This window comes from Xanthomonas prunicola, from assembly GCF_002846205.1.
In the GTDB taxonomy this organism is placed as follows: domain Bacteria; phylum Pseudomonadota; class Gammaproteobacteria; order Xanthomonadales; family Xanthomonadaceae; genus Xanthomonas; species Xanthomonas prunicola.
In genome coordinates this window covers 21,320-39,562 of record NZ_PHKV01000004.1, presented here as the reverse complement: position 1 = coordinate 39,562, position 18,243 = coordinate 21,320, and the positions used below count along the sequence as shown (strand labels likewise).

General features: G+C 61.7%; 17 protein-coding genes and 1 tRNA gene. 1 reads left to right on the top strand and 17 read right to left on the bottom strand.

Going from position 1 to position 18,243, the window contains the following annotated elements:
• Positions 1-10: 10 nt before the first annotated feature.
• The 8 genes from XpruCFBP8353_RS13640 to XpruCFBP8353_RS13605 form a co-directional block, all read right to left on the bottom strand.
• Positions 11-1,060 (bottom strand): glycosyltransferase, encoded by a 1,050-nt coding sequence (locus XpruCFBP8353_RS13640; RefSeq protein ID WP_101363715.1) that lies wholly within the window; start codon positions 1,058-1,060, stop codon positions 11-13.
• Positions 1,057-2,199: a GDP-mannose:cellobiosyl-diphosphopolyprenol alpha-mannosyltransferase gene (gene gumH / locus XpruCFBP8353_RS13635; RefSeq protein WP_101363714.1), complete on the bottom strand. Its 1,143-nt coding sequence runs from the start codon at positions 2,197-2,199 to the stop codon at positions 1,057-1,059. The genes XpruCFBP8353_RS13640 and gumH overlap by 4 nt, the downstream gene beginning before the upstream one ends.
• A gap of 67 nt (positions 2,200-2,266) precedes the next feature.
• Positions 2,267-3,343, bottom strand: a complete 1,077-nt coding sequence (locus XpruCFBP8353_RS13630) for an acyltransferase family protein (protein ID WP_101363713.1) — start codon at positions 3,341-3,343, stop codon at positions 2,267-2,269.
• A 13-nt stretch (positions 3,344-3,356) separates the two neighbouring features.
• Entirely contained in the window at positions 3,357-4,448 is a 1,092-nt protein-coding gene (locus tag XpruCFBP8353_RS13625) for an acyltransferase family protein (protein WP_101363712.1), read from the bottom strand.
• Entirely contained in the window at positions 4,445-5,734 is a 1,290-nt protein-coding gene (locus XpruCFBP8353_RS13620) for a polysaccharide biosynthesis protein GumE (protein WP_162301075.1), read from the bottom strand. The genes XpruCFBP8353_RS13625 and XpruCFBP8353_RS13620 overlap by 4 nt, the downstream gene beginning before the upstream one ends.
• A gap of 94 nt (positions 5,735-5,828) precedes the next feature.
• Positions 5,829-7,283 carry an undecaprenyl-phosphate glucose phosphotransferase gene (locus tag XpruCFBP8353_RS13615; protein ID WP_101363710.1) on the bottom strand — a complete coding sequence of 485 codons (1,455 nt, stop codon included), beginning with the start codon at positions 7,281-7,283 and terminating at the stop codon, positions 5,829-5,831.
• Positions 7,284-7,527: 244 nt separating this feature from the next.
• A complete protein-coding gene (locus XpruCFBP8353_RS13610; protein ID WP_101363709.1) occupies positions 7,528-8,967 on the bottom strand; it encodes a GumC family protein in 1,440 nt (479 codons plus the stop codon).
• A complete protein-coding gene (locus tag XpruCFBP8353_RS13605; RefSeq protein WP_162301074.1) occupies positions 8,949-9,647 on the bottom strand; it encodes a polysaccharide biosynthesis/export family protein in 699 nt (232 codons plus the stop codon). The genes XpruCFBP8353_RS13610 and XpruCFBP8353_RS13605 overlap by 19 nt, the downstream gene beginning before the upstream one ends.
• Between XpruCFBP8353_RS13605 and XpruCFBP8353_RS23835 the strand changes: the two genes are divergently transcribed.
• Positions 9,556-9,888 carry a hypothetical protein gene (locus tag XpruCFBP8353_RS23835; protein WP_162301045.1) on the top strand — a complete coding sequence of 111 codons (333 nt, stop codon included), beginning with the start codon at positions 9,556-9,558 and terminating at the stop codon, positions 9,886-9,888. The genes XpruCFBP8353_RS13605 and XpruCFBP8353_RS23835 overlap by 92 nt on opposite strands.
• A gap of 228 nt (positions 9,889-10,116) precedes the next feature.
• Here the strand turns inward: XpruCFBP8353_RS23835 and XpruCFBP8353_RS13600 are convergent.
• From XpruCFBP8353_RS13600 to thrS, 9 genes are all read right to left on the bottom strand, one after another.
• Positions 10,117-10,193 (bottom strand) — tRNA-Pro (locus XpruCFBP8353_RS13600).
• Between the two features lie 61 nt (positions 10,194-10,254).
• The gene (locus tag XpruCFBP8353_RS13595; RefSeq protein WP_005914014.1) at positions 10,255-10,611 is read right to left on the bottom strand and encodes a MerR family transcriptional regulator; all 357 of its coding nucleotides are present in this window, start codon (positions 10,609-10,611) and stop codon (positions 10,255-10,257) included.
• A complete protein-coding gene (locus XpruCFBP8353_RS13590) occupies positions 10,592-10,891 on the bottom strand; it encodes an integration host factor subunit alpha (RefSeq protein WP_002811076.1) in 300 nt (99 codons plus the stop codon). Before XpruCFBP8353_RS13590 ends, XpruCFBP8353_RS13595 begins: the two co-directional genes overlap by 20 nt.
• A 21-nt stretch (positions 10,892-10,912) precedes the next feature.
• Entirely contained in the window at positions 10,913-13,291 is a 2,379-nt protein-coding gene (pheT, locus tag XpruCFBP8353_RS13585) for a phenylalanine--tRNA ligase subunit beta (RefSeq protein WP_101363708.1), read from the bottom strand.
• Positions 13,292-13,417: 126 nt separating this feature from the next.
• On the bottom strand, positions 13,418-14,413 hold the full coding sequence (locus XpruCFBP8353_RS13575) for a phenylalanine--tRNA ligase subunit alpha (RefSeq protein ID WP_101363706.1): 996 nt from the start codon (positions 14,411-14,413) through the stop codon (positions 13,418-13,420).
• A 248-nt stretch (positions 14,414-14,661) separates the two neighbouring features.
• Positions 14,662-15,021: a 50S ribosomal protein L20 gene (rplT, locus tag XpruCFBP8353_RS13570; protein WP_003484828.1), complete on the bottom strand. Its 360-nt coding sequence runs from the start codon at positions 15,019-15,021 to the stop codon at positions 14,662-14,664.
• A gap of 10 nt (positions 15,022-15,031) precedes the next feature.
• On the bottom strand, positions 15,032-15,229 hold the full coding sequence (gene rpmI, locus XpruCFBP8353_RS13565; RefSeq protein WP_002811096.1) for a 50S ribosomal protein L35: 198 nt from the start codon (positions 15,227-15,229) through the stop codon (positions 15,032-15,034).
• Between the two features lie 248 nt (positions 15,230-15,477).
• A complete protein-coding gene (gene infC, locus XpruCFBP8353_RS13560; protein ID WP_070690874.1) occupies positions 15,478-16,020 on the bottom strand; it encodes a translation initiation factor IF-3 in 543 nt (180 codons plus the stop codon).
• Positions 16,021-16,068: 48 nt separating this feature from the next.
• Positions 16,069-17,973, bottom strand: a complete 1,905-nt coding sequence (thrS, locus tag XpruCFBP8353_RS13555; RefSeq protein WP_157935126.1) for a threonine--tRNA ligase — start codon at positions 17,971-17,973, stop codon at positions 16,069-16,071.
• Between the last annotated feature and the right edge of the window lie 270 nt (positions 17,974-18,243).

Genomic DNA, 18,243 nt, shown 5'->3' with positions numbered 1-18,243 from the left:
GTCTCTGCGGTCACAGCGCGGCGTCTCCATCCTTGCCCAGCGCTTCCAGATAGGTGCGGTAATGCAACTGCCCGATCCGTGGCCAGTCGCGCTGCGATAGATCCGGCACCGGCCCGCGTGGTGCAGCACGCACCTTATCCAGCATGCCGGTCAGCAGCGCCGCATCGAACTCGCCGTCATACAGGAACACCCAACCGGGGCCGACTTCCTCGGCGATTGCTGCATTCGATTCGCTCCACGGCGCCAGCACCGGGCGTGCCAGCGACAACGCCAGCAACAAGGTGCCGGAGTTATGCATCTGCCGGTACGGCAACACCACTAGTTCGGCCTCACTGACTTCTCGCGCCAGCACCGGCTCTTCGACATAGGCCAGCAACGCGCTGATGCGCGGATCCTGCGTGCAGGCGCCTTCAACCAAGGCGCGCATCTGCGGCGTGGCCGGGTTGCCGACGATGCGCAGAGTCACGCGCGCATCGTCGACCTGGCGCATGGCGTCCAGCAGCGTTTCGACGCCTTTGTACGGGCGAATCAGGCCGAAGTGGAGCAACCGCCCCGGCACCGTGTTGCCCTGCTCCATCGTCGCGAACCAGTCGCGATAGTGCCCGTGCAGAATCGTATCGGTGAATGGTGGACGCGGCGGCGTGGTCGCATTGATGCGGATCCAGCGACGTGTCAGCCGGTCGATCCAGCGCAGCAGGCTACGTTCGCGCCAACCGCGGTCTTCATGCGGCGCAAGATTGTGCAGGGTGCGCACCACCGGCGTACCGGTCAGCTGCAGCTTGAGCAACAACAAGGCAGCACAGACCTGCTTGGCCAAGGTGCCGGCAGCAGTTGGATGGCGCAGCAGGTATTCGGGCCAATGCAGATGCAACACGTCGTAGTGCGACAGCAATGCATCACGCATCGAAAAAAAGCGCGGGTGTACTGCGGCGGGCAACGCGTCGTAGAGCTGGGTCAGATACGGGTTGGTGCTGGCATTGGGTTTTTCGGTGGAAAACAGCACCGTGACCTGTGGCTGGGTTGCCGCATGCGTCATCGACGGAGAAGCCAGCGCGCTCATCGCACAGCCTCCTGCACGCGCGGGATGCCCAACGCATCGTGGTATTGGTCGATGTAGCGCCCGACCACGTGCTTCCAGTCGTAGCGGCTGACGTAAGCCATGGACGCGGCACGACGGGTGACGAAATCGCCGTCGGCCTGCAGCGCGAGCGCCTGCACCTGATCGGCTGCTGCCGCGATCTTGTCGCGATTGACGATCACGCCCTGGCCCGATTCGTTGGCAAGCCGCACGAACGGCGGAATATCGCTGAGGATCGGAATCAGACCCGCACTCATCGCTTCCACCGCCGCGATACCGAAGCCCTCATGCCGCGACAGGCAGACGAAGAACTGCGCTTGCTGCATCAGCGCCCGCAACTGCTCCTGCGAGGGCGACATGCTCAGCTGCACCTTGTCCTGCAGCCCACGCTCGGCAATGGCCTTGCGCAAATCGGCTTCGTTCAGATCGTACTCGCGGCCGGCGATGATCAGCCGCCATTGTGGGTCGTGCTTGAGCGCGGCTTGCAACAACTCCAGCGTTTCGATCAACCCCTTGTTGACCGACCAACGCCCGAAATACAGCATCGTCCGGCCGGGCGTGCTCGCACCCTGCCCCGCATATTTCTGCACATCCACACCGTTTTCGATCACCCGTAGGCGCGATGGCGCCACCACCTTGGCGAACAGATCGCCATCGTTCTCGCTGGTGGCGATCACACGCGCGTAGGCCAGTGCAGAGGCGCGCGTGAGCGTTTGGAACCACAGCTGCTTCATGCGCGATGCGTAGGCGGTGTGGAAAAACCCACCATGCGTGGATACCACCATCGGCTTGCCGTGCAGCGGCTTTGTCAACGCCAGATAGTCGTAAAAAAAATCGATGCCGTGCAGATGGACAACATCGGCCGAACGAATCGCAGCAAGTATCGACGGCGCCAGCGGATAGCGCGACGATCCGCGATAGCCAATCCGCCGGATCGGCAGTCCTTGATGCGTGTCCTGCGCCGACAGCCGCGCACTGGGATCGGTGAACACACGATCCAGCGTCACGACCTCAACCGTATCGGTACTATTGGCTTGATGTTGGCGGGCAACATTGAGAACGACCTCTTCCATGCCTCCGATCGAAGGATGGAATTGGCGGACGACATGCACCACTTTCATTACGCCAATCTCCTTTGCCAGCGACGCGCACCCAGTTGCTGCGACGGCTGATGATTCCGAAAACTCGTCATTTGCGTTTCAATCCCAACATCCAAGGCGCCACACGCACCAGCACCGCGCGCATCGGCACGCTCATCGCGATCGCGAAAGCGCTTAGCCCCAACGCCCAGGCCGGCGTACCGATTGCGCTGCGTGCGATCACGCCCGTGCGCGCCACCACGCTGGTGGTCACCAAGAAAACCAACGTATGCGTGCATAAAATCAGCAGCGTATTGGTACCGATCCACTGCACCCAGCGCATGCCCCGAATGAAATGGGCGACGCAAAACGTCATCGCCGTTCCTAGCAGACTGACCAGCAGGAACACGGCAGCCGACTGCCCGAACTGCAGGTTGTTCACGTCCACCTGCCCGTTCCACCCGGCCAGCCACCACCACGCTGCGGCCAACGGCAGCAACGCCAGCGCCCACACCTGCGCGCCCAGCGATCGCAGCGCATCGGCAAAACGCGACAGCCAGCCGCCTATCGCAATGAAGAACAACGCGATAGGCAGCACGTCCAGCGCGAGCGGCAAGCGCAACTGCAGCGACGGGAACCAGCCTGCCCATGCCAGCGCCAGTGGCAAACTGACCGCCGCGATCGCCGCCGCACTCCATCGCACCCGCAACGCAAGGTAAGCGAGCGTTGTGACAAACAGCGCGGGAAGGAACCACAGCGCCGGAAGCACATACAGGCGTGAACCATTGGCCCACAGCAACCCCGTGAGCGGATGCCACAACGCTCGCGCCTGTGGATGGCCCGCGTGCCCATCCATCGCAGCGGTCAGCAACCACAGCGCATAGGCCACCATAAAAAATGCGAGATACGGAACCAGCAAGGTGCGCGCCAGCTTGGCAACCGTTGCACCCGTCAATGCGCGCTGCCCAAACCGTTCGCCAACCCAGCCCGACAACACGAAAAACAGCGGCACATGGAAGCTGTAAGCGAACAGCTTGTAGGCTGGCGGCATTCCGCTGGCATGGCCCAGTACGACCAGCGCGATGGCCAGTGCCTTTGCAGCGTCGATCTGCCAATCGCGCGCCGGCCTGGCGTCTGCCGGGCTGTGCGCACGCGTAACGTGCGCTGGAGATAGTTCGCTTGTCATGCCAAAACGTCGCTCATGCCGCCACCCGGCGCGCACCCAGCGTCCATGGGGCAAAGCGCATCAAGATCCAACGCAGCGGCACGCAGGCGGCCAATGCAAACAGCGTGACGAAGACCGCCCAGCCAAGCCCTGGACGCGCACTGCCGAATCCACCAGCCAATGCCGCAACCCCGGACAATACAAAGAACACCAACATATGCGTGCAAAGAATCAGCAAGGTATTGCGGCCGATCCATTGCAGCCACGCCCAGCTCTGCACCAGCCGCGCTGCGCAGACCACCATCAACGCACCAAGCAACGCGCTCACCAGGAACAGCGCGTGGTTGTGTCCGAATTCGAGCATGTTGACGTCGATTCGCCCGTTGGCTTTGGCCAGCCAGGCCACCGGCACTGCCAACACGACCGTCGCCAGGGCGCTGCCAGCCAAGGATATCGGCAGGCGCGGCGACACGTGGATCAGCAAAGCGCCCAATGCGTAGAAACACAGCGACACCGGTAGCACGTCCAAACCGAAAAAAATCCGCACGTGCTGGGCCGGGAACCAGTTCATCCAGAACCACGCCACGATTAACGCCAGCCCGGCGATCAATATCGGCGACATCAGGCGGCGCAATACCATGTAACTCACGACGGTCACCAACATGACCGGTAGAAACCACAGCGGTGGCTGTACATACAGGTCCGGGCCAATACCGGTGAACATCGCAACGATCGGCTCCCACCAGGGGTGACTTCCCCAGCGCGCAGCCTTTTCGCCGATATTGCGGGTTAGCAGCCAGTACGCGTAACCCAACAGATAAAAGGTGACATACGGCAGCAGCAGGCTGCGTGCCTGCTTGCTGATCGTCTGCGTCAAGCCGGTATCGCGCGAGGCATAACCTGCTGCCAACCAACCCGACACCAGGAAGAACAGCGGCACGTGGAAACTATAGGCAAATAACGTCATGCCATGCGGGACGCCCTTGGCATGGCAGAAGATCACCAGCAGGATCGCGATTGCCTTCGTCGCATCGATGCGCGGATCGCGGGCGCGGCCAGTGCTTGCAACCTGCGCGCCGGCGGCCGGCAAAGCCGATAGCGATGCCGGCGTTGCCGACACGCTCATCGTGCCGCTCCCGCAGGCAATGGCAACTGCGCGCCATCTACCGTTGGATCGTCCTTGATCAAAACAGCCGGTGTGCCGGACGCAGACCAGGTCGGCAGCATGTGCCACATGCAACCACAGACAAACCACCACAACGCCGACGTCTTGATCGAGAAGTAGCCGTTGGACACCAGCAGGCTCAATGCGAACGCAAAGATCGCCAGGTTCTTGAACAGCTGCCCTTCCTTGCTGGGCATCAACAACAGGAAGGAATACGACAGCAGGAACGCCAGCACGCCGACGATCGACTGCGACGCAATGAAATACGAGATCCCGCTATCGAAGTAACGGTACGCCTGATCAAAATCCAGACCCATCCAGGACTCGAACGACAAGTTATTCATCGAATACACGGTGAAGAACACCCGCCCCATCGTGGTGTCCTGGTACGCGGTGATGCCCGTGACCCAGACCAGCAACCACGCGCTCATGATCACCAACAGAAACACCAGGAAGGCCAGTCGCTGATCCAGCCGTTTCAATAGCGGCGACAGCAACACCATCAGCACACAGGTGCCCGCTGCCAATCGTCCGTCGGAAGCCACGATCATGAAGCCGATCAACCCCACCGACAGGATCAGCGCTGCCGGCCGCATCCAACGCCAGAACACCAACAAGATCGCGGTAAAGAAGCAGATGTAGTTGCCCATCGTCACCGGCTCGATGAACATCGAGGAGGCACGCGGCAGATTGGAACCCGGCAGGAAGTTGCGCTCACCCGGCCGCGTCGCGCTGACGAACAGATTGCTGTCTTCGTTCCAGAAGCCTTCGGCGCTCATGCCGCGCGCATTGACGAAGAAGCTCTTGGGATTGATCAGATCGCCGTATTTCACTGGCATCGCCAGCTCAAAGGCGGCAACCAGCGAGACGATGATGGTCATGCGGATGAAGAGCTTGGGCACCGAACCCGTGTAGGCCGAGCCAAGCACGACGAAAGCGAACACCACCAGCGCGTCGCGGAAAAACTTGGGGTCGATCTGCCAGTTCACCAGGAAACGCACGAACATCAGCGCGACGATGAAGCCAAGTCCACTGACGATCAGGGCAATGCGTTTGCGGCTCATCGAGCCCAGCCCCAACAGGAAGCAGGCCGCGTAAACCATGAACTCGACCGCGTAGGTAATCACCGGTCGCACGGTGAACACGTTCGCGTTGATGAACGCCAGTATCAGGTTGTAACCCACGCCCACCAGCAACGTCAGCTCGATGAGCAGGTTGTGCCAGCGGACGCGGGTCTCCTCGCTCATTCGAATCAGCATGCAGCCGCCTGCTTGAAAGAGGCGGCTGCGATGCAGCCGCCCGCGGCGCCAAACGCGCCAGGTCGCACGCTGCCCACCATCATCAGTACGCGGTCTTCTGTCCGAGCACGCGCACCGCGGTCAGCACGATGATGCGGATGTCCAGCCACAGCGACCAACGACGGATGTAATCGAGGTCGTACTGGATACGCTTTTTCATTGTGCGCAATTCCGGGGTTTCGCCACGGAAGCCGTTCACCTGCGCCCAACCGGTGATGCCCGGCTTGACGTAGTGACGCTGCATGTAATGGTTGATCAGCTTTTCGTAGTGCGTGTTGTGCTGCGCGGCGTGCGGACGCGGGCCGACAATCGACATGCTGCCGCCCAGCACGTTGAAGATCTGCGGCAACTCGTCCAAGCTGCTGCGGCGCAGGAATGCACCGAAACGCGTGATACGGGCATCGTTCTTGGTCGCCTGCTGGATCGTGGTGCCATGGTCGTCATGCACACGCATCGAGCGGAACTTGAACATGTAGAACTCGCGGCCACCCAGGCCATGACGGCGCTGGCGGAAGAACACTGGGCCCGGCGAGCTCAATTTGACGCCCACTGCAATCGCGGCCATCAGCGGCCACAGGCCCATCAGCGCGATGACGGCCAGAATCTTGTCCTGCAACGCCTTGGCCACCACGAAGTAATTGTCGCGGTCCACACCGCCCTGGCGCAGGTTGATCACCGGCACATTGCCGATCTGCTCGCCAGACTGATTCAGCAGACCGAAATCGAACAGGTCCGGCACCAGCTTGACGTTGATCGGGTAACGATCCAGGCGCTGCAGCAGCTGCTTAATGTGGTCGCGCTCACCCAGCGGCAGCGAGATCCACACCTGCTCGACCTGGTTCTCCTTGAGGTAGTCGATCAACGCATCCGGCTCGCCCAGGCACGGCAGCGACTGGCGCTGTTCGGTCACGGCAATATCGTACGGAGTGCGGAAATAACCCACCAGATTCATGCCGACCCACGGGTTACGGCTCAGATAGTGGTTGATCTTCACCACCGGGTGACGCAGACCCACCACCACCACACGTTGGACGTCCACACCCTGAGTACGCAGATGGTTCAGGAACCCGCGCAGCACCGTGCGGGCAGCGACCAGCGATGCCAAGCCGCCGACGAACCACAGGCCGATCCAACCGCGCGACACCTGCTCGCCCACCTGCACGATCAGCGCATGCACCGCAAACAGCGCGAAGACACCGCCGAACGCGCCGCCCAGCACCATCAGTTCGCTCAACAGGCCACGGCCGCGCCAGCTGCGGTACAACGGGAACAGCGCAAAGCAGATCACCGAATACAGCAGCGTGGTGGCGATCGCCAGCCGATACGGCGCTGCCGGCACCCAGGAACCGAACACGATGCGGTAAGCGACCAGACCGGACACCACAACCATGGTCAGGTCGAAGACGCGCAGAACCAAGTCGGCCGCAGCCGAATATTTGGACAACAATCGCGGCGAGGAAGTTGTGTAAGTCGCGCTACTCAAGTCTGCCAAAAGCATGGGGATGTCCTCCAAACTCGATACGACGCATGCGGGGGAACATACGAATCGCACGCGAGCTTTCAATCATCTCCGTCAAAGCGATCACCGCGGCAAAACCTACCGACCCCAGATCACTCGACAGCCCTTTGTTTCAACAGAGACAAACTTTCAAACGAGGGAACCCGAAACATACGGGATCCCTCCTTTTCCACGCTGAATCAGTTGTCACTTTAATTAACCATCGTTTTGCAACATCACCATGTCAGTTCAACCGCGTTTCCTGCCCATTGACGCGTAAGAAGTACCGAACGAGAGCCACAGCCAAGCCTAGGAATACGCCAAAGATGAGTCCCAGAGCGAGATTCAGTTTTAGTTTCGGCGAAGTCTTCGACGTGGGCACATCTGCGGTATCGACGATGGTCACGTTGTTGGCGCCGACATTGCCGGCAACACCGATTTCCTTGTAGCGTTGAAGAAGCGCATCGTAGAGTTGACGGTTGGTGTCGACGTCGCGCTTGAGCATGTTGTAACGAATGCTGCGGCCCTGCAGATCAAGCTCGTTATTACGCAAACCGGCAATGCGTTCGTTGAGCAGCTGCTCCTGATGCACCGACGCGTCGTAGGCCGCCTTCAGCGACTGGCGAACATTGATGACCTCGCCATTGATCTGCCGACGCGACTCTTCGATCTGCGCCTTCAGGCGCTGCATCTCAGGATAGTCCGGCTTGAAGGTCGACAGCTTCTGCTGGTATTCGCTGGTCAGCTGCACTTGCTGGGTACGCAGACTCTGGATCAGCGGGCTGCTGAGCACCTGCGGCAGCGACATACCATCGCCACTTTCCGCTTGACGCCAGGCAGCCTCGGCCTTGATCCGGGCATCCTGGGCGGAAGCCAGCAATGCGTTGAGATCGGTCAGGTTCTGGGCGGGCAATGAAGGTTTGTCGTCGCCCACCGAAACGATCTGCTCATCGGTCGAGTACGTAACCAGCGACTTTTCCGAGTCCTCCACCTTGGCGCGCAACTGCTCCAATCGCTCAGCGAGGAACTTGGTCGCAAAGGAGGACGCCTTCATGCGGCGCTCCTGCGTACTGATGATGAACATCTTTGCGTACGTGTTGGAGATCTTAGCCGACAGCACCGGGTCAGGCGAATCGTAATTGACGTAGACCAGGCGCGAATTGAGGATCGGCTCGACGACCAGACCTGCCAGCAACGTATCGGTGAGGCTGCGCTCGACGATCGCCTGACGCGAATCGACCGACTTGCCTGCCTCGGGATTCTTCGCTGCGGCCTTTTCCAGCGCCTCGTCCACCTGCTCCTTGAACGCCGGCTCCTTGTCCAGCTGGGCTTCGCGGATCACCGCGCGCGCCAGCGAACGGCTCTGCAGCAACTGATACTGCGTTTGGTAGAAATCGCGATCCTGCGGTGATTCCACCGGCATCAGGTTATCGACGTTCACTACATTGAGCGAATCGCGCTCGATCTGCAGCGTGCTGGTCGCGCGGTACTTCTCCGGCATCAGTAACGTGATGACCAGCGCAAGCAACAGTGAGGCCAGTGCGATCGCGATGATCAGCCAACGCTGCGACACCAGGGCGCGCCAGTAATCGAGCAAGCCCACATCGGCGAGTTCGAGATGCCCGTGACGGTGAGACGAAGAGGAACGATTGTCGGAATTCATACTCATCGGTAAGCGCGCCACACCATCACAAGAGGAGTCAGTTCCAGCATGGTGCGCAACCATACGCGCGCATCCGAGCGGTACACCACGACGATATCGCCGCCGTAAATCTCAGGATCCGGATTGGTGCCCTTCTCGATCTCGGTCAGGTCGAACCGCGCGATCATCTTTTGCCCATTGACCATGCGGAACACGATGACGTTGCCGCGGCTGGCCACGGTGCTGACGCCCTTGGCCTGCGCCACGGCCTGCTGGAGCGTCAGATTGGCCCCGATGACCGGGTAGATGCCGGGCTCGGTAACAGCACCGGTCACAGTGACGCGGCGACCGTTGGATTCCTGCACGAACACCGACACCTGAGGATTTTGCAGGTAGCCGTTGCGATACCGGTCGGCCACCATCTTTTCCAGCTCGCCGACGCCCATGCCGGCTGCGTTGACATCGCCGATGAGCGGCAACGAAATGTGGCCGTTCTGATCGATACGCACCTGCCGTTCCAGATCGTCGATCTGGAACACCTTGACCAGCAGCAGATCGCCTGGAGAGAGTCGATACTCGGGCTGCACTGCAGACATCGCGAGCGGATCGGGAAGCGGCAACGACGTCGCCATGTCTTTCCCGGTGCTGCAAGCGCCCAGTGTTATCGAGCAGATCAAGGCCAGGCTCAGCGCTTGGCAAAATCGTCCGATCAGTTTCTTCATGCGTGTGGCTGGCTGCCTCGGTTGGGTGGGACAGGAGCTCGCGCAGCATTCAACCGGCCAAACACGCCAGCACGAACGTACGACAGAGGGTTCATCCCAAGACATCGGGATCACGACAGATAAGGCGTGTTGCACTGCACTATGGCACAGAAAGATTGCACTGCAAGACACTACACGCCATTTTTTTGACGGCGTTGGCCTATTGATTCAAGTTCGTCGATATCGCGTTAACGAACCGTGATCCACGGTTGGGCGTAGCCTTGAGGTTTTGGAACGTTTCCGGACACTTAGCATCATTCCGTGACCCAAGTCCATAGCGAACTGGGCCGCAAAAACCGAGCGCTCGCCTGGCGTTCATGCTGCGGTGCGATATGCCGATCTACCTATGCTGCGCCGCAGGCGTAGACATAAAAATGCAATGTTGCACGGCAACAAAAAGCCCATGACAGAATGTCATGGGCTTGATAGGTGGTCGGGGTAGCCGGATTCGAACCGACGACCACTAGTCCCCCAGACTAGTGCGCTACCAGGCTGCGCTATACCCCGAAGATGCTGCGCTCCGCCGCGAGGGCGGCCTGCGATTATAGCGGCTTTGTGAAACGTTTTCCTAGCGGCGCAGCAGTTGCAGGACTTCTTCCAGCTCCATGCGCACCTGCTTGATGATCTGATTGCTCAGCGCGGACTCGCTCTTGGCACCCTCGCCTTCCAGGCGTAGGCGCGCACCGCCGATGGTGTAGCCCTGCTCGTACAACAGTCCACGGATCTGACGCACCATCAGCACGTCATGGCGCTGGTAGTAGCGCCGGTTGCCGCGCCGCTTGACCGGCTCCAGGCTGGGAAATTCGGTTTCCCAGTAGCGCAGCACATGCGGCTTGACGTCGCATAGCTCGCTCACCTCACCGATGGTGAAGTAGCGCTTTGCCGGGATCGGCGGTAGCTCGCGATTACTGCCCGGATCCAGCATAAGCCTCCACCCGTTCCTTGAGTTTCTGTCCGGGGCGGAACGTCACTACGGTCCGTGCCGAGATCGGAATTTCTTCGCCGGTCTTGGGATTGCGACCGGGCCGTTGGTTCTTGCGCCGCAGATCGAAGTTGCCGAAACCGGACAGCTTCACCTGACGGCCCTGCTCCAGCGCATCGCGCAGCACATCGAAGAACGCGTCGACAAATTCCTTTGCCTCACGCTTGTTCAGACCGACCTCGTCGAACAGACGTTCGGCCATCTCCGCTTTCGTCAATGCCATGCCAATCCCCTGGTTACCGCCTCAACTCCGGATCCGGGCGCGATGCTCGCGCTCGATCACGGCCACCACATCGGTCACGACCGCATCGACGTCCCGGTCGGTGAGAGTGCGCGAGTTATCCTGCAAAATCAAGCCCATAGCCAGACTCTTGAAACCTGGCTCGACCCCTTGCCCGACATAGCGGTCGAACAACTGCACCTCGCGCAACAACGGCCCGACCGTAGTCCGCACACTCGCCGACACTGCCGCCCAGCTCACCTCTTCCGGCACCAGGAAGGCCAGATCGCGGCGCACCGAGGGGAAGCGGGACAGCTCACCGGCACGCGGCAGCGCCCGCTGCACCAACGACGCCAGCTGCAGTTCGAACGCGACCACGTCCACATCGATGTCCAGCGCCTTGGCCAGGCGCGGATGCACCTGCCCGATCCAGCCGATGCGGGCACCGTCACGATAGATATCGGCCGACCGGCCCGGATGTCCGAACGGCTGCGTCGACGGCTGGAACTCCAGCTGCGCGCCACTGGCCGCAGCCAGCGCCATCAGGTCGCCCTTCAAATCGTGGAAATCCACCTTGCGCGCGACCTCGCCCCACTGCAGCGCCAGCGCATCGCCGCACACCGCCGCGGCAACGTGCTGCGATTCCAGCGGCGCTGCGCCGGCATCGGTGGCCGCAGCGAACACCTTGCCCAGTTCGAACAAGCGCACCCGCCCGGCTTGACGGGCAGCGTTACGACCCAGTGTCGCCACCAGGCCCGGCAACAAGCGTGGACGCATGATCGCCAGTTCCGCACTCAGCGGGTTGGCCAACGGCACCAGGCCATCGGTGAGCTGCCAGCGCTCCAGCAAACCGGCATCGACGAAGGCGTAGTTGATGGTTTCCTGCAGTTCGCGCGCCACCAGCTGGCGTCGCACGCTGAGTTCGTCCAGCTGGGTTTCGCTCGGCATTGCGATGCGACTGGCGCCGCCGGGCAGCGTGGTCGGCACCCGGTCGTAACCGTGGATACGCGCCAGCTCTTCAATGAGATCTTCTTCGATGGCGATATCGAACCGACGGCTTGGCGCGACGACGTGCCAGCCTTCGGGCACCGCCTCGAGCTGCATGCCGAGCGCGCTCAAAATCCGCACCACATCGGTGTCGTCGATGTGGATGCCGAGCACGCGCGCGATGCGTGCGCGACGCAACGCAATGCGTACCGGCTGCGGCAGATGCTCCGGCAATTGAGCGTGCACCACCGGGCCCGGCGTGCCGCCTGCCAGTTCCAGCACCAGACGCGTGGCGACCTCGATCGCCTGTGGCGGCAATGCCGGATCCACGCCCCGCTCGAAGCGATGCCCGGCATCGGTATGCAGGCCAAGTTTGCGGCCACGGCCCATGATGGCGGCCGGATCGAAATACGCCGACTCCAGGAACACATTGCGCGTCGTGTCGGTGACGCGTGTGTCCAGCCCGCCCATCAAGCCAGCCAGCGCCACGGGGCGGTCGGCATCGGTAATGGTCAGGAAGCTGTCGTCCAGCGTGACCTGCCGCCCGTCCAGCAGCGCCAACTGCTCGCCACTGCGCGAACGACGCACACCGATCGATCCCTGCAAGGTATCCAGATCGAAGGCATGCATCGGCTGGCCCAGTTCCAGCATCACGTACTGGGTGATATCCACCAGCAACGACACCGGGCGCACGCCGCTACGGCGCAGCCGCTCGGCCAGCCACACCGGCGTTTTCGCGGACGGGTCAATGCCTTCGATCACACGGCCGCAATACCGAGGCGCTTCCTTGCCGGCATTCAATTCCACCGCGAGCGTGCGTGTGGACACCGATGCAACGGCCCCGGCATCGAATGCCACCACTTCGCTGGCGCAGGCGGCGGCCACGTCGAAGGCGATGCCACGCACGCTGAAACAGTCAGCACGATTTGGGGTGAGTTTGATCTCGATGCTGGCATCGGGCAGTCCCAGATACTCGGCAAGCGCTTGCCCCACCGGCGCATCGTCCGGCAACTCGAACAGCCCGGACGCATCGCCATCCAGGCCCAGTTCCTTGGCCGAACACAACATGCCATTGGATGCCACACCGCGCAGCTTGGCAGCGGTAATGGTCAGATCGCCGATCTTCGCACCGACCAGCGCCAACGGCGCCACCAGACCCGGGCGCGCATTCGGCGCGCCACACACGATCTGCAGCAACTCGCCCTGCCCTGCATCGACGCTGCAGACCTGCAGGCGATCGGCTTCCGGGTGTCGCACAGCTTCGACGATGCGCGCCACGACCACCTGACCGAGCGACTCGCCCAGCGGTGTGACGTCTTCGACTTCCAGGCCGATCGCCGTCAGCGTCGCAGCCAGTTCGTCGCGCGAGGCCTGGATCGGAACGTGGCTACGCAGCCAATTTTCAGAGAATTTCATGAGGGGCCGGGAATCGGGAATCGGGAATCGGGAATCGGGAATAGAGAATCGCAAAAGCAGGGGCACCGGGGCTTCGAGACGGGATCCGCAAGGCGCGTGGCTTTTGCGATTCCCGATTCCCCGCCGTCAGGCGAACTGCCTGAGGAAGCGGACGTCGTTTTCGAAGAAGGCGCGCAGGTCGTTGACGCCGTAGCGCAGCATCGCAAAGCGCTCCACGCCCAGACCGAAGGCGAAGCCGATGTAGCGCTCGGGGTCGATGCCGACACTGCGCAGCACGTTCGGATGCACCATGCCGCAGCCCAGCACTTCCAGCCAGCGCGTGCTGCCGTCGGGCTGCTGCCAAGCGATATCCACTTCCGCGCCCGGCTCCACGAACGGGAAATAGCTGGGGCGGAAGCGCATTTCGAAATCGCGCTCGAAGAACGCACGCACGAACTCGGACAAGGTGCCCTTGAGATCGGCGAAAGTCGAATGTTCGTCCACCAGCAGACCCTCGACCTGATGGAACATCGGCGAGTGGGTCTGATCCGAATCGGAGCGATACACCTTGCCGGCCGCAATCATGCGCAGCGGCGGCTTATGCGCATCCATGTAACGCACCTGCACACCTGAAGTGTGGGTGCGCAACAGACGTCCGTCGCCGAAATAGAACGTGTCGTGCATCGCGCGCGCCGGATGGTGCGGCGGGAAGTTCAGCGCTTCGAAGTTGTGCCAGTCGTCCTCGATTTCCGGACCATCGGACAACTCGTACCCCAGCCGCGCAAAAATCTCGACGATACGCTCGAGCGTGCGCGTCACCGGGTGCAGACCACCGCGCTCGCTGCGGCGGCCCGGCAAGGTGACGTCGATGCGTTCGCCGGCCAGACGGGCATCCAGTGCGGCGGTTTCCAGGGTGTGTTTGCGTTCGGCCAACGCCGCAGTCAACGCGTCGCGCGACAGATTGATCGCTTCGCCAGCGGCCTTGCGTTGATCGGCGGGCAAGGTGCCGAGTTGCTTGAGCTGAGCGGTAATGCTGCCACTCTTGCCCAGCAACGCGACACGCAAGGCTTCCAGTTGGTCCGGCGTCTGCGCCGCGGCAACATCGGCCAGCGCGCGTTCGGTCAGGGATTGAATCTCACTCATTGCACTTGCGCCTCAACTGCTAGCCGAACGGTGTTTCCGGATACACCGGAACGCATTGTCACTGCATTGATCTGTCATCGCCCACTTGGCGGCTTCGCAAAAACGCAAAAGGGGAAGGACTCGCGCCCTTCCCCTGCATATCTGCTTGCCCTCGCCGGAGGCCTGTACACGAATGTGCAAGCTCCCTCGAGAAACTCCCCTTCAAAAGTCCGCACATGGATGTGCGGGCTCTTGCGAGGGACTCGCACCTATGCCGCCAGCGCGCCCTTTGCCTTCTCGGCCAGCGCGGCAAAGCCGGCGGCGTCGTGCACGGCGATATCGGCCAGCACCTTACGGTCCAGGGTGATGCCAGCCTTGAGCAGGCCATTCATGAAACGGCTGTAGCTCAAGCCGTTGATGCGGGCAGCCGCATTGATGCGGGTGATCCACAGCGAACGGAAATTACGCTTCTTCTGCTTACGGCCAATGTAGGCGTACTGCTGCGCCTTGATGACCGCCTGCTTGGCAACGCGGAAGACCTTGCGGCGAGCGTTGTAGTAGCCCTTCGCCAGGGTCAGAATTTTCTTGTGGCGGCGGCGCGCCTGCACACCACGCTTTACTCGTGCCATGGGTCAGTCCTCAGAGGTAGGGAAGCATACGATCGAGACGGCCTGCGTCCTCGGCACGGACGTGATTCGTCTGCCGCAGGTTGCGCTTCCGCTTGGTCGCTTTCTTCGTGAGGATGTGGCTACGGTTCGCGTGACCGCACTTGTACTTGCCGGAGGCGGTCTTGCGGAAACGCTTGGCCGCCGCCCGGTTGGTCTTGATCTTGGGCATTGCAATGTCCTTGATGGTGTTTTGTCACTGACACGGGCGGCAGTCTTGCGACCACACTTTCCATCCTTGCCCTTGCCTGCTTGTAAGTCCTTGATCGAACACGATCCGGACAGGTCCTGATGCCGCTTGCACGGCGCCCGGCAAAACCGGGCCGCGCAGTATGCCCGTTGCCGGGAATTCTTGCAACCAATTGATCTTGCAACCACAACGGACCCCGCCGGGGCCCGTCGCAGCAACGAAGAAGATCCTCAGATCTTCTTCTTGGGCGCAATCATCATGACCATCTGACGCCCTTCCAGGCGCGGACGGGATTCGATGACGATGTCTTCGCCCAGATCGGCTTCGATCCGCGCCGCCATCTCGCGACCGAGCTCCTGGTGGCTCATTTCACGGCCACGGAAGCGGATGTTGACCTTGACCTTGTCGCCCTCTTCCAGGAAACGGCGCATGTTGCGCAGCTTGATCTGGTAGTCGCCCTCGTCGGTGACCGGACGGAACTTGAGTTCCTTGATCTCGACCTGCTTGGTCTTCTTCTTGGCCTCGTTGGCCTTTTTCTGCTGCTCGAACTTGAACTTGCCGAAATCCATGATCTTGCAGACCGGTGGATCGGCCTGCGGTTGGATTTCGACCAGATCCAGGCCTTCTTCTTCGGCCTTGGCGAGCGCTTCGTCGCGCGACAACACGCCGACCATCTCACCGTCACTGCCGATCACGCGGACGCGCGGCACACGGATTTCTTGGTTCTTGCGGTTCTGTTTGTTGTCAGGGGTACTGATATTGCAATCTCCCAGGGGAATCGAACCGGCGCATCCGGATCATCCAGACCGGCCGGGGTTGGCTCACGCTACCTGCTCTGCCTGCAGGCGTTCGATGAAGGCTGAGACCGCCATGGTCCCGAGGTCCTCCCCCGAACGCGTCCGCACGGCGACTGCGCCATTTTCCTTCTCGCGGTCACCGACCACGAGCAGATATGGCACGCGTTGCAGCGTATGCTCGCGAATCTTATAACCGATCTTCTCGTTACGCAAATCGGCGCTGACACGGAAGCCTTGATTTGCAAGGGTTTTCCGCACCGAGTCGACATATTCAGCCTGAGCGTCGGTGATGTTGGCGACAACGACCTGCACCGGGGCCAGCCAGGACGGGAAGGCGCCGGCGTGGTGTTCGATCAAAATGCCGATGAAACGCTCCATCGAACCCACAATCGCCCGGTGCAGCATGACCGGGTGCTTCTTCTGGCTGTTCTCGTCCACGTACTCGGCGCCGAGGCGGCCTGGCATCATGAAATCGACCTGCATGGTGCCCAGCTGCCAGGTGCGGCCGATGGCGTCCTTGAGGTGGTATTCGATCTTGGGGCCGTAGAAGGCGCCCTCGCCCGGCAGCTCCTGCCATTCCACCCCGCACACGCCCAGCGCGCTGCGCAGCGCGGCTTCGGCCTTGTCCCAGGTGACATCGTCGCCCAGGCGCTTTTCCGGACGCAGCGCGATCTTGATCTCGATGTCCTCGAAGCCGAACGCGGTGTAGACCGCCAGTGCCTGCTGATGGAAGGCGGTGACTTCGGATTCGATCTGCGATTCCAGGCAGAACACGTGCCCGTCGTCCTGGGTGAAGCCGCGCACGCGCAGGATGCCGTGCAGCGCGCCCGAGGGCTCGTTGCGGTGGCAGGCGCCGAACTCGCCGTAGCGGATCGGCAGGTCGCGGTAGCTATGCAGGCCCTGGTTGAACACCTGCACGTGACCCGGGCAATTCATCGGTTTGACCGCGTAGGTGCGCTTCTCCGACTCGGTGAAGAACATCGCGTCCTGGTAGTTGTCCCAGTGGCCGGACTTCTGCCATAGCGACACGTCCAGGATCTGCGGGCAGCGCACTTCGCCATAGCCGCTGTCGCGATAGACCTTGCGCATGTACTGCTCGACCACCTGCCACAGCGACCAGCCCTTGGGATGCCAGAACACCAGGCCCGGCGCCTCTTCCTGCAGATGGAACAGGTCCTGCGCCTTGCCGATGCGGCGATGGTCGCGCTTGTCGGCTTCTTCCATGCGCAGGATGTAGGCGTCCAGCTGCTTCTTGTCGGCCCAGGCGGTGCCGTAGATGCGCTGCAGTTGCTCGTTCTTGGCATCGCCGCGCCAGTAGGCGCCAGAGATGCGGGTCAGCTTGAAGGCCTTGAGGAAGCGCGTGTTGGGTACGTGCGGGCCGCGGCACATGTCCACGTATTCCTGGTGGTAGTACAGGCCCATCGCGGTGATGTCGTCGGACATGTCCTCGATCAGGCGCAGCTTGTACTCCTCGCCGCGCTGGGCGAACACCTCGATCACCTCGGCGCGCGGGGTGACCTTCTTGATCACGTCGTAGTCCTGCGCGATCAGGTCCTGCATGCGCTGCTCGATCGCGGCCATGTCGTCCGGCGTGAACGGGCGCTCGCTGTAGATGTCGTAATAGAAGCCTTCGGCGATGACCGGGCCGATCACCATCTTGACCTCAGGATACAGCTGCTTGACCGCATGCCCGACCAGATGGGCGCAGGAGTGGCGGATGATCTCCACGCCTTCGGCGTCCTTGGCGGTGATGATGCGCAGGCTGGCGTCATGGTCGATGACGTCGCTGGCGTCGACCAGCTGGCCGTCGACCTGGCCGGCGATGGTGGCCTTGGCCAGGCCGGCGCCGATCGACTGGGCGACCTGCATCACCGAGACGGGGGATTCGAATTCGCGGCGGCTGCCGTCGGGAAGCGTGATATTGATCATGGGCAAGAATGAGGTCTGGTCTGGCTGCAGCGGTCCGCTGCCATGGGAGATCTGTCCATTGCTGGACAGGCTCGGAGAGGAATGCAGGAAGTGAGTCGAAACAGCGCCATCAAGGCGCTCTGCGCACTGGCGCAGGCAAGGATCAGCGGTGGGCGGTGGTAGTGCTCATGTCGCACGCTGGGCCGGCGCTGGGCGCGGGCCACCTTCTCGCAAGGGGTCTCGGGCGTGAATGGTAAACCAATCAGCCGGCCACTGTGCAGGGCGGCACGG

What these genes read in the sequence shown, in the direction of transcription:
- XpruCFBP8353_RS13640 (WP_101363715.1), bottom strand. Translation starts at nt 1,060, where the DNA reads ATGAGCGCGCTGGCTTCTCCGTCGATGACGCATGCGGCAACCCAGCCA.
- gumH (WP_101363714.1), bottom strand. Translation starts at nt 2,199, where the DNA reads ATGAAAGTGGTGCATGTCGTCCGCCAATTCCATCCTTCGATCGGAGGC.
- XpruCFBP8353_RS13630 (WP_101363713.1), bottom strand. Translation starts at nt 3,343, where the DNA reads ATGACAAGCGAACTATCTCCAGCGCACGTTACGCGTGCGCACAGCCCG.
- XpruCFBP8353_RS13625 (WP_101363712.1), bottom strand. Translation starts at nt 4,448, where the DNA reads ATGAGCGTGTCGGCAACGCCGGCATCGCTATCGGCTTTGCCGGCCGCC.
- XpruCFBP8353_RS13620 (WP_162301075.1), bottom strand. Translation starts at nt 5,734, where the DNA reads ATGAGCGAGGAGACCCGCGTCCGCTGGCACAACCTGCTCATCGAGCTG.
- XpruCFBP8353_RS13615 (WP_101363710.1), bottom strand. Translation starts at nt 7,283, where the DNA reads ATGCTTTTGGCAGACTTGAGTAGCGCGACTTACACAACTTCCTCGCCG.
- XpruCFBP8353_RS23835 (WP_162301045.1), top strand. Translation starts at nt 9,556, where the DNA reads ATGTCTTTCCCGGTGCTGCAAGCGCCCAGTGTTATCGAGCAGATCAAG.
- XpruCFBP8353_RS13605 (WP_162301074.1), bottom strand. Translation starts at nt 9,647, where the DNA reads ATGAAGAAACTGATCGGACGATTTTGCCAAGCGCTGAGCCTGGCCTTG.
- XpruCFBP8353_RS13595 (WP_005914014.1), bottom strand. Translation starts at nt 10,611, where the DNA reads ATGCTGGATCCGGGCAGTAATCGCGAGCTACCGCCGATCCCGGCAAAG.
- XpruCFBP8353_RS13590 (WP_002811076.1), bottom strand. Translation starts at nt 10,891, where the DNA reads ATGGCATTGACGAAAGCGGAGATGGCCGAACGTCTGTTCGACGAGGTC.
- pheT (WP_101363708.1), bottom strand. Translation starts at nt 13,291, where the DNA reads ATGAAATTCTCTGAAAATTGGCTGCGTAGCCACGTTCCGATCCAGGCC.
- XpruCFBP8353_RS13575 (WP_101363706.1), bottom strand. Translation starts at nt 14,413, where the DNA reads ATGAGTGAGATTCAATCCCTGACCGAACGCGCGCTGGCCGATGTTGCC.
- rplT (WP_003484828.1), bottom strand. Translation starts at nt 15,021, where the DNA reads ATGGCACGAGTAAAGCGTGGTGTGCAGGCGCGCCGCCGCCACAAGAAA.
- rpmI (WP_002811096.1), bottom strand. Translation starts at nt 15,229, where the DNA reads ATGCCCAAGATCAAGACCAACCGGGCGGCGGCCAAGCGTTTCCGCAAG.
- thrS (WP_157935126.1), bottom strand. Translation starts at nt 17,973, where the DNA reads ATGATCAATATCACGCTTCCCGACGGCAGCCGCCGCGAATTCGAATCC.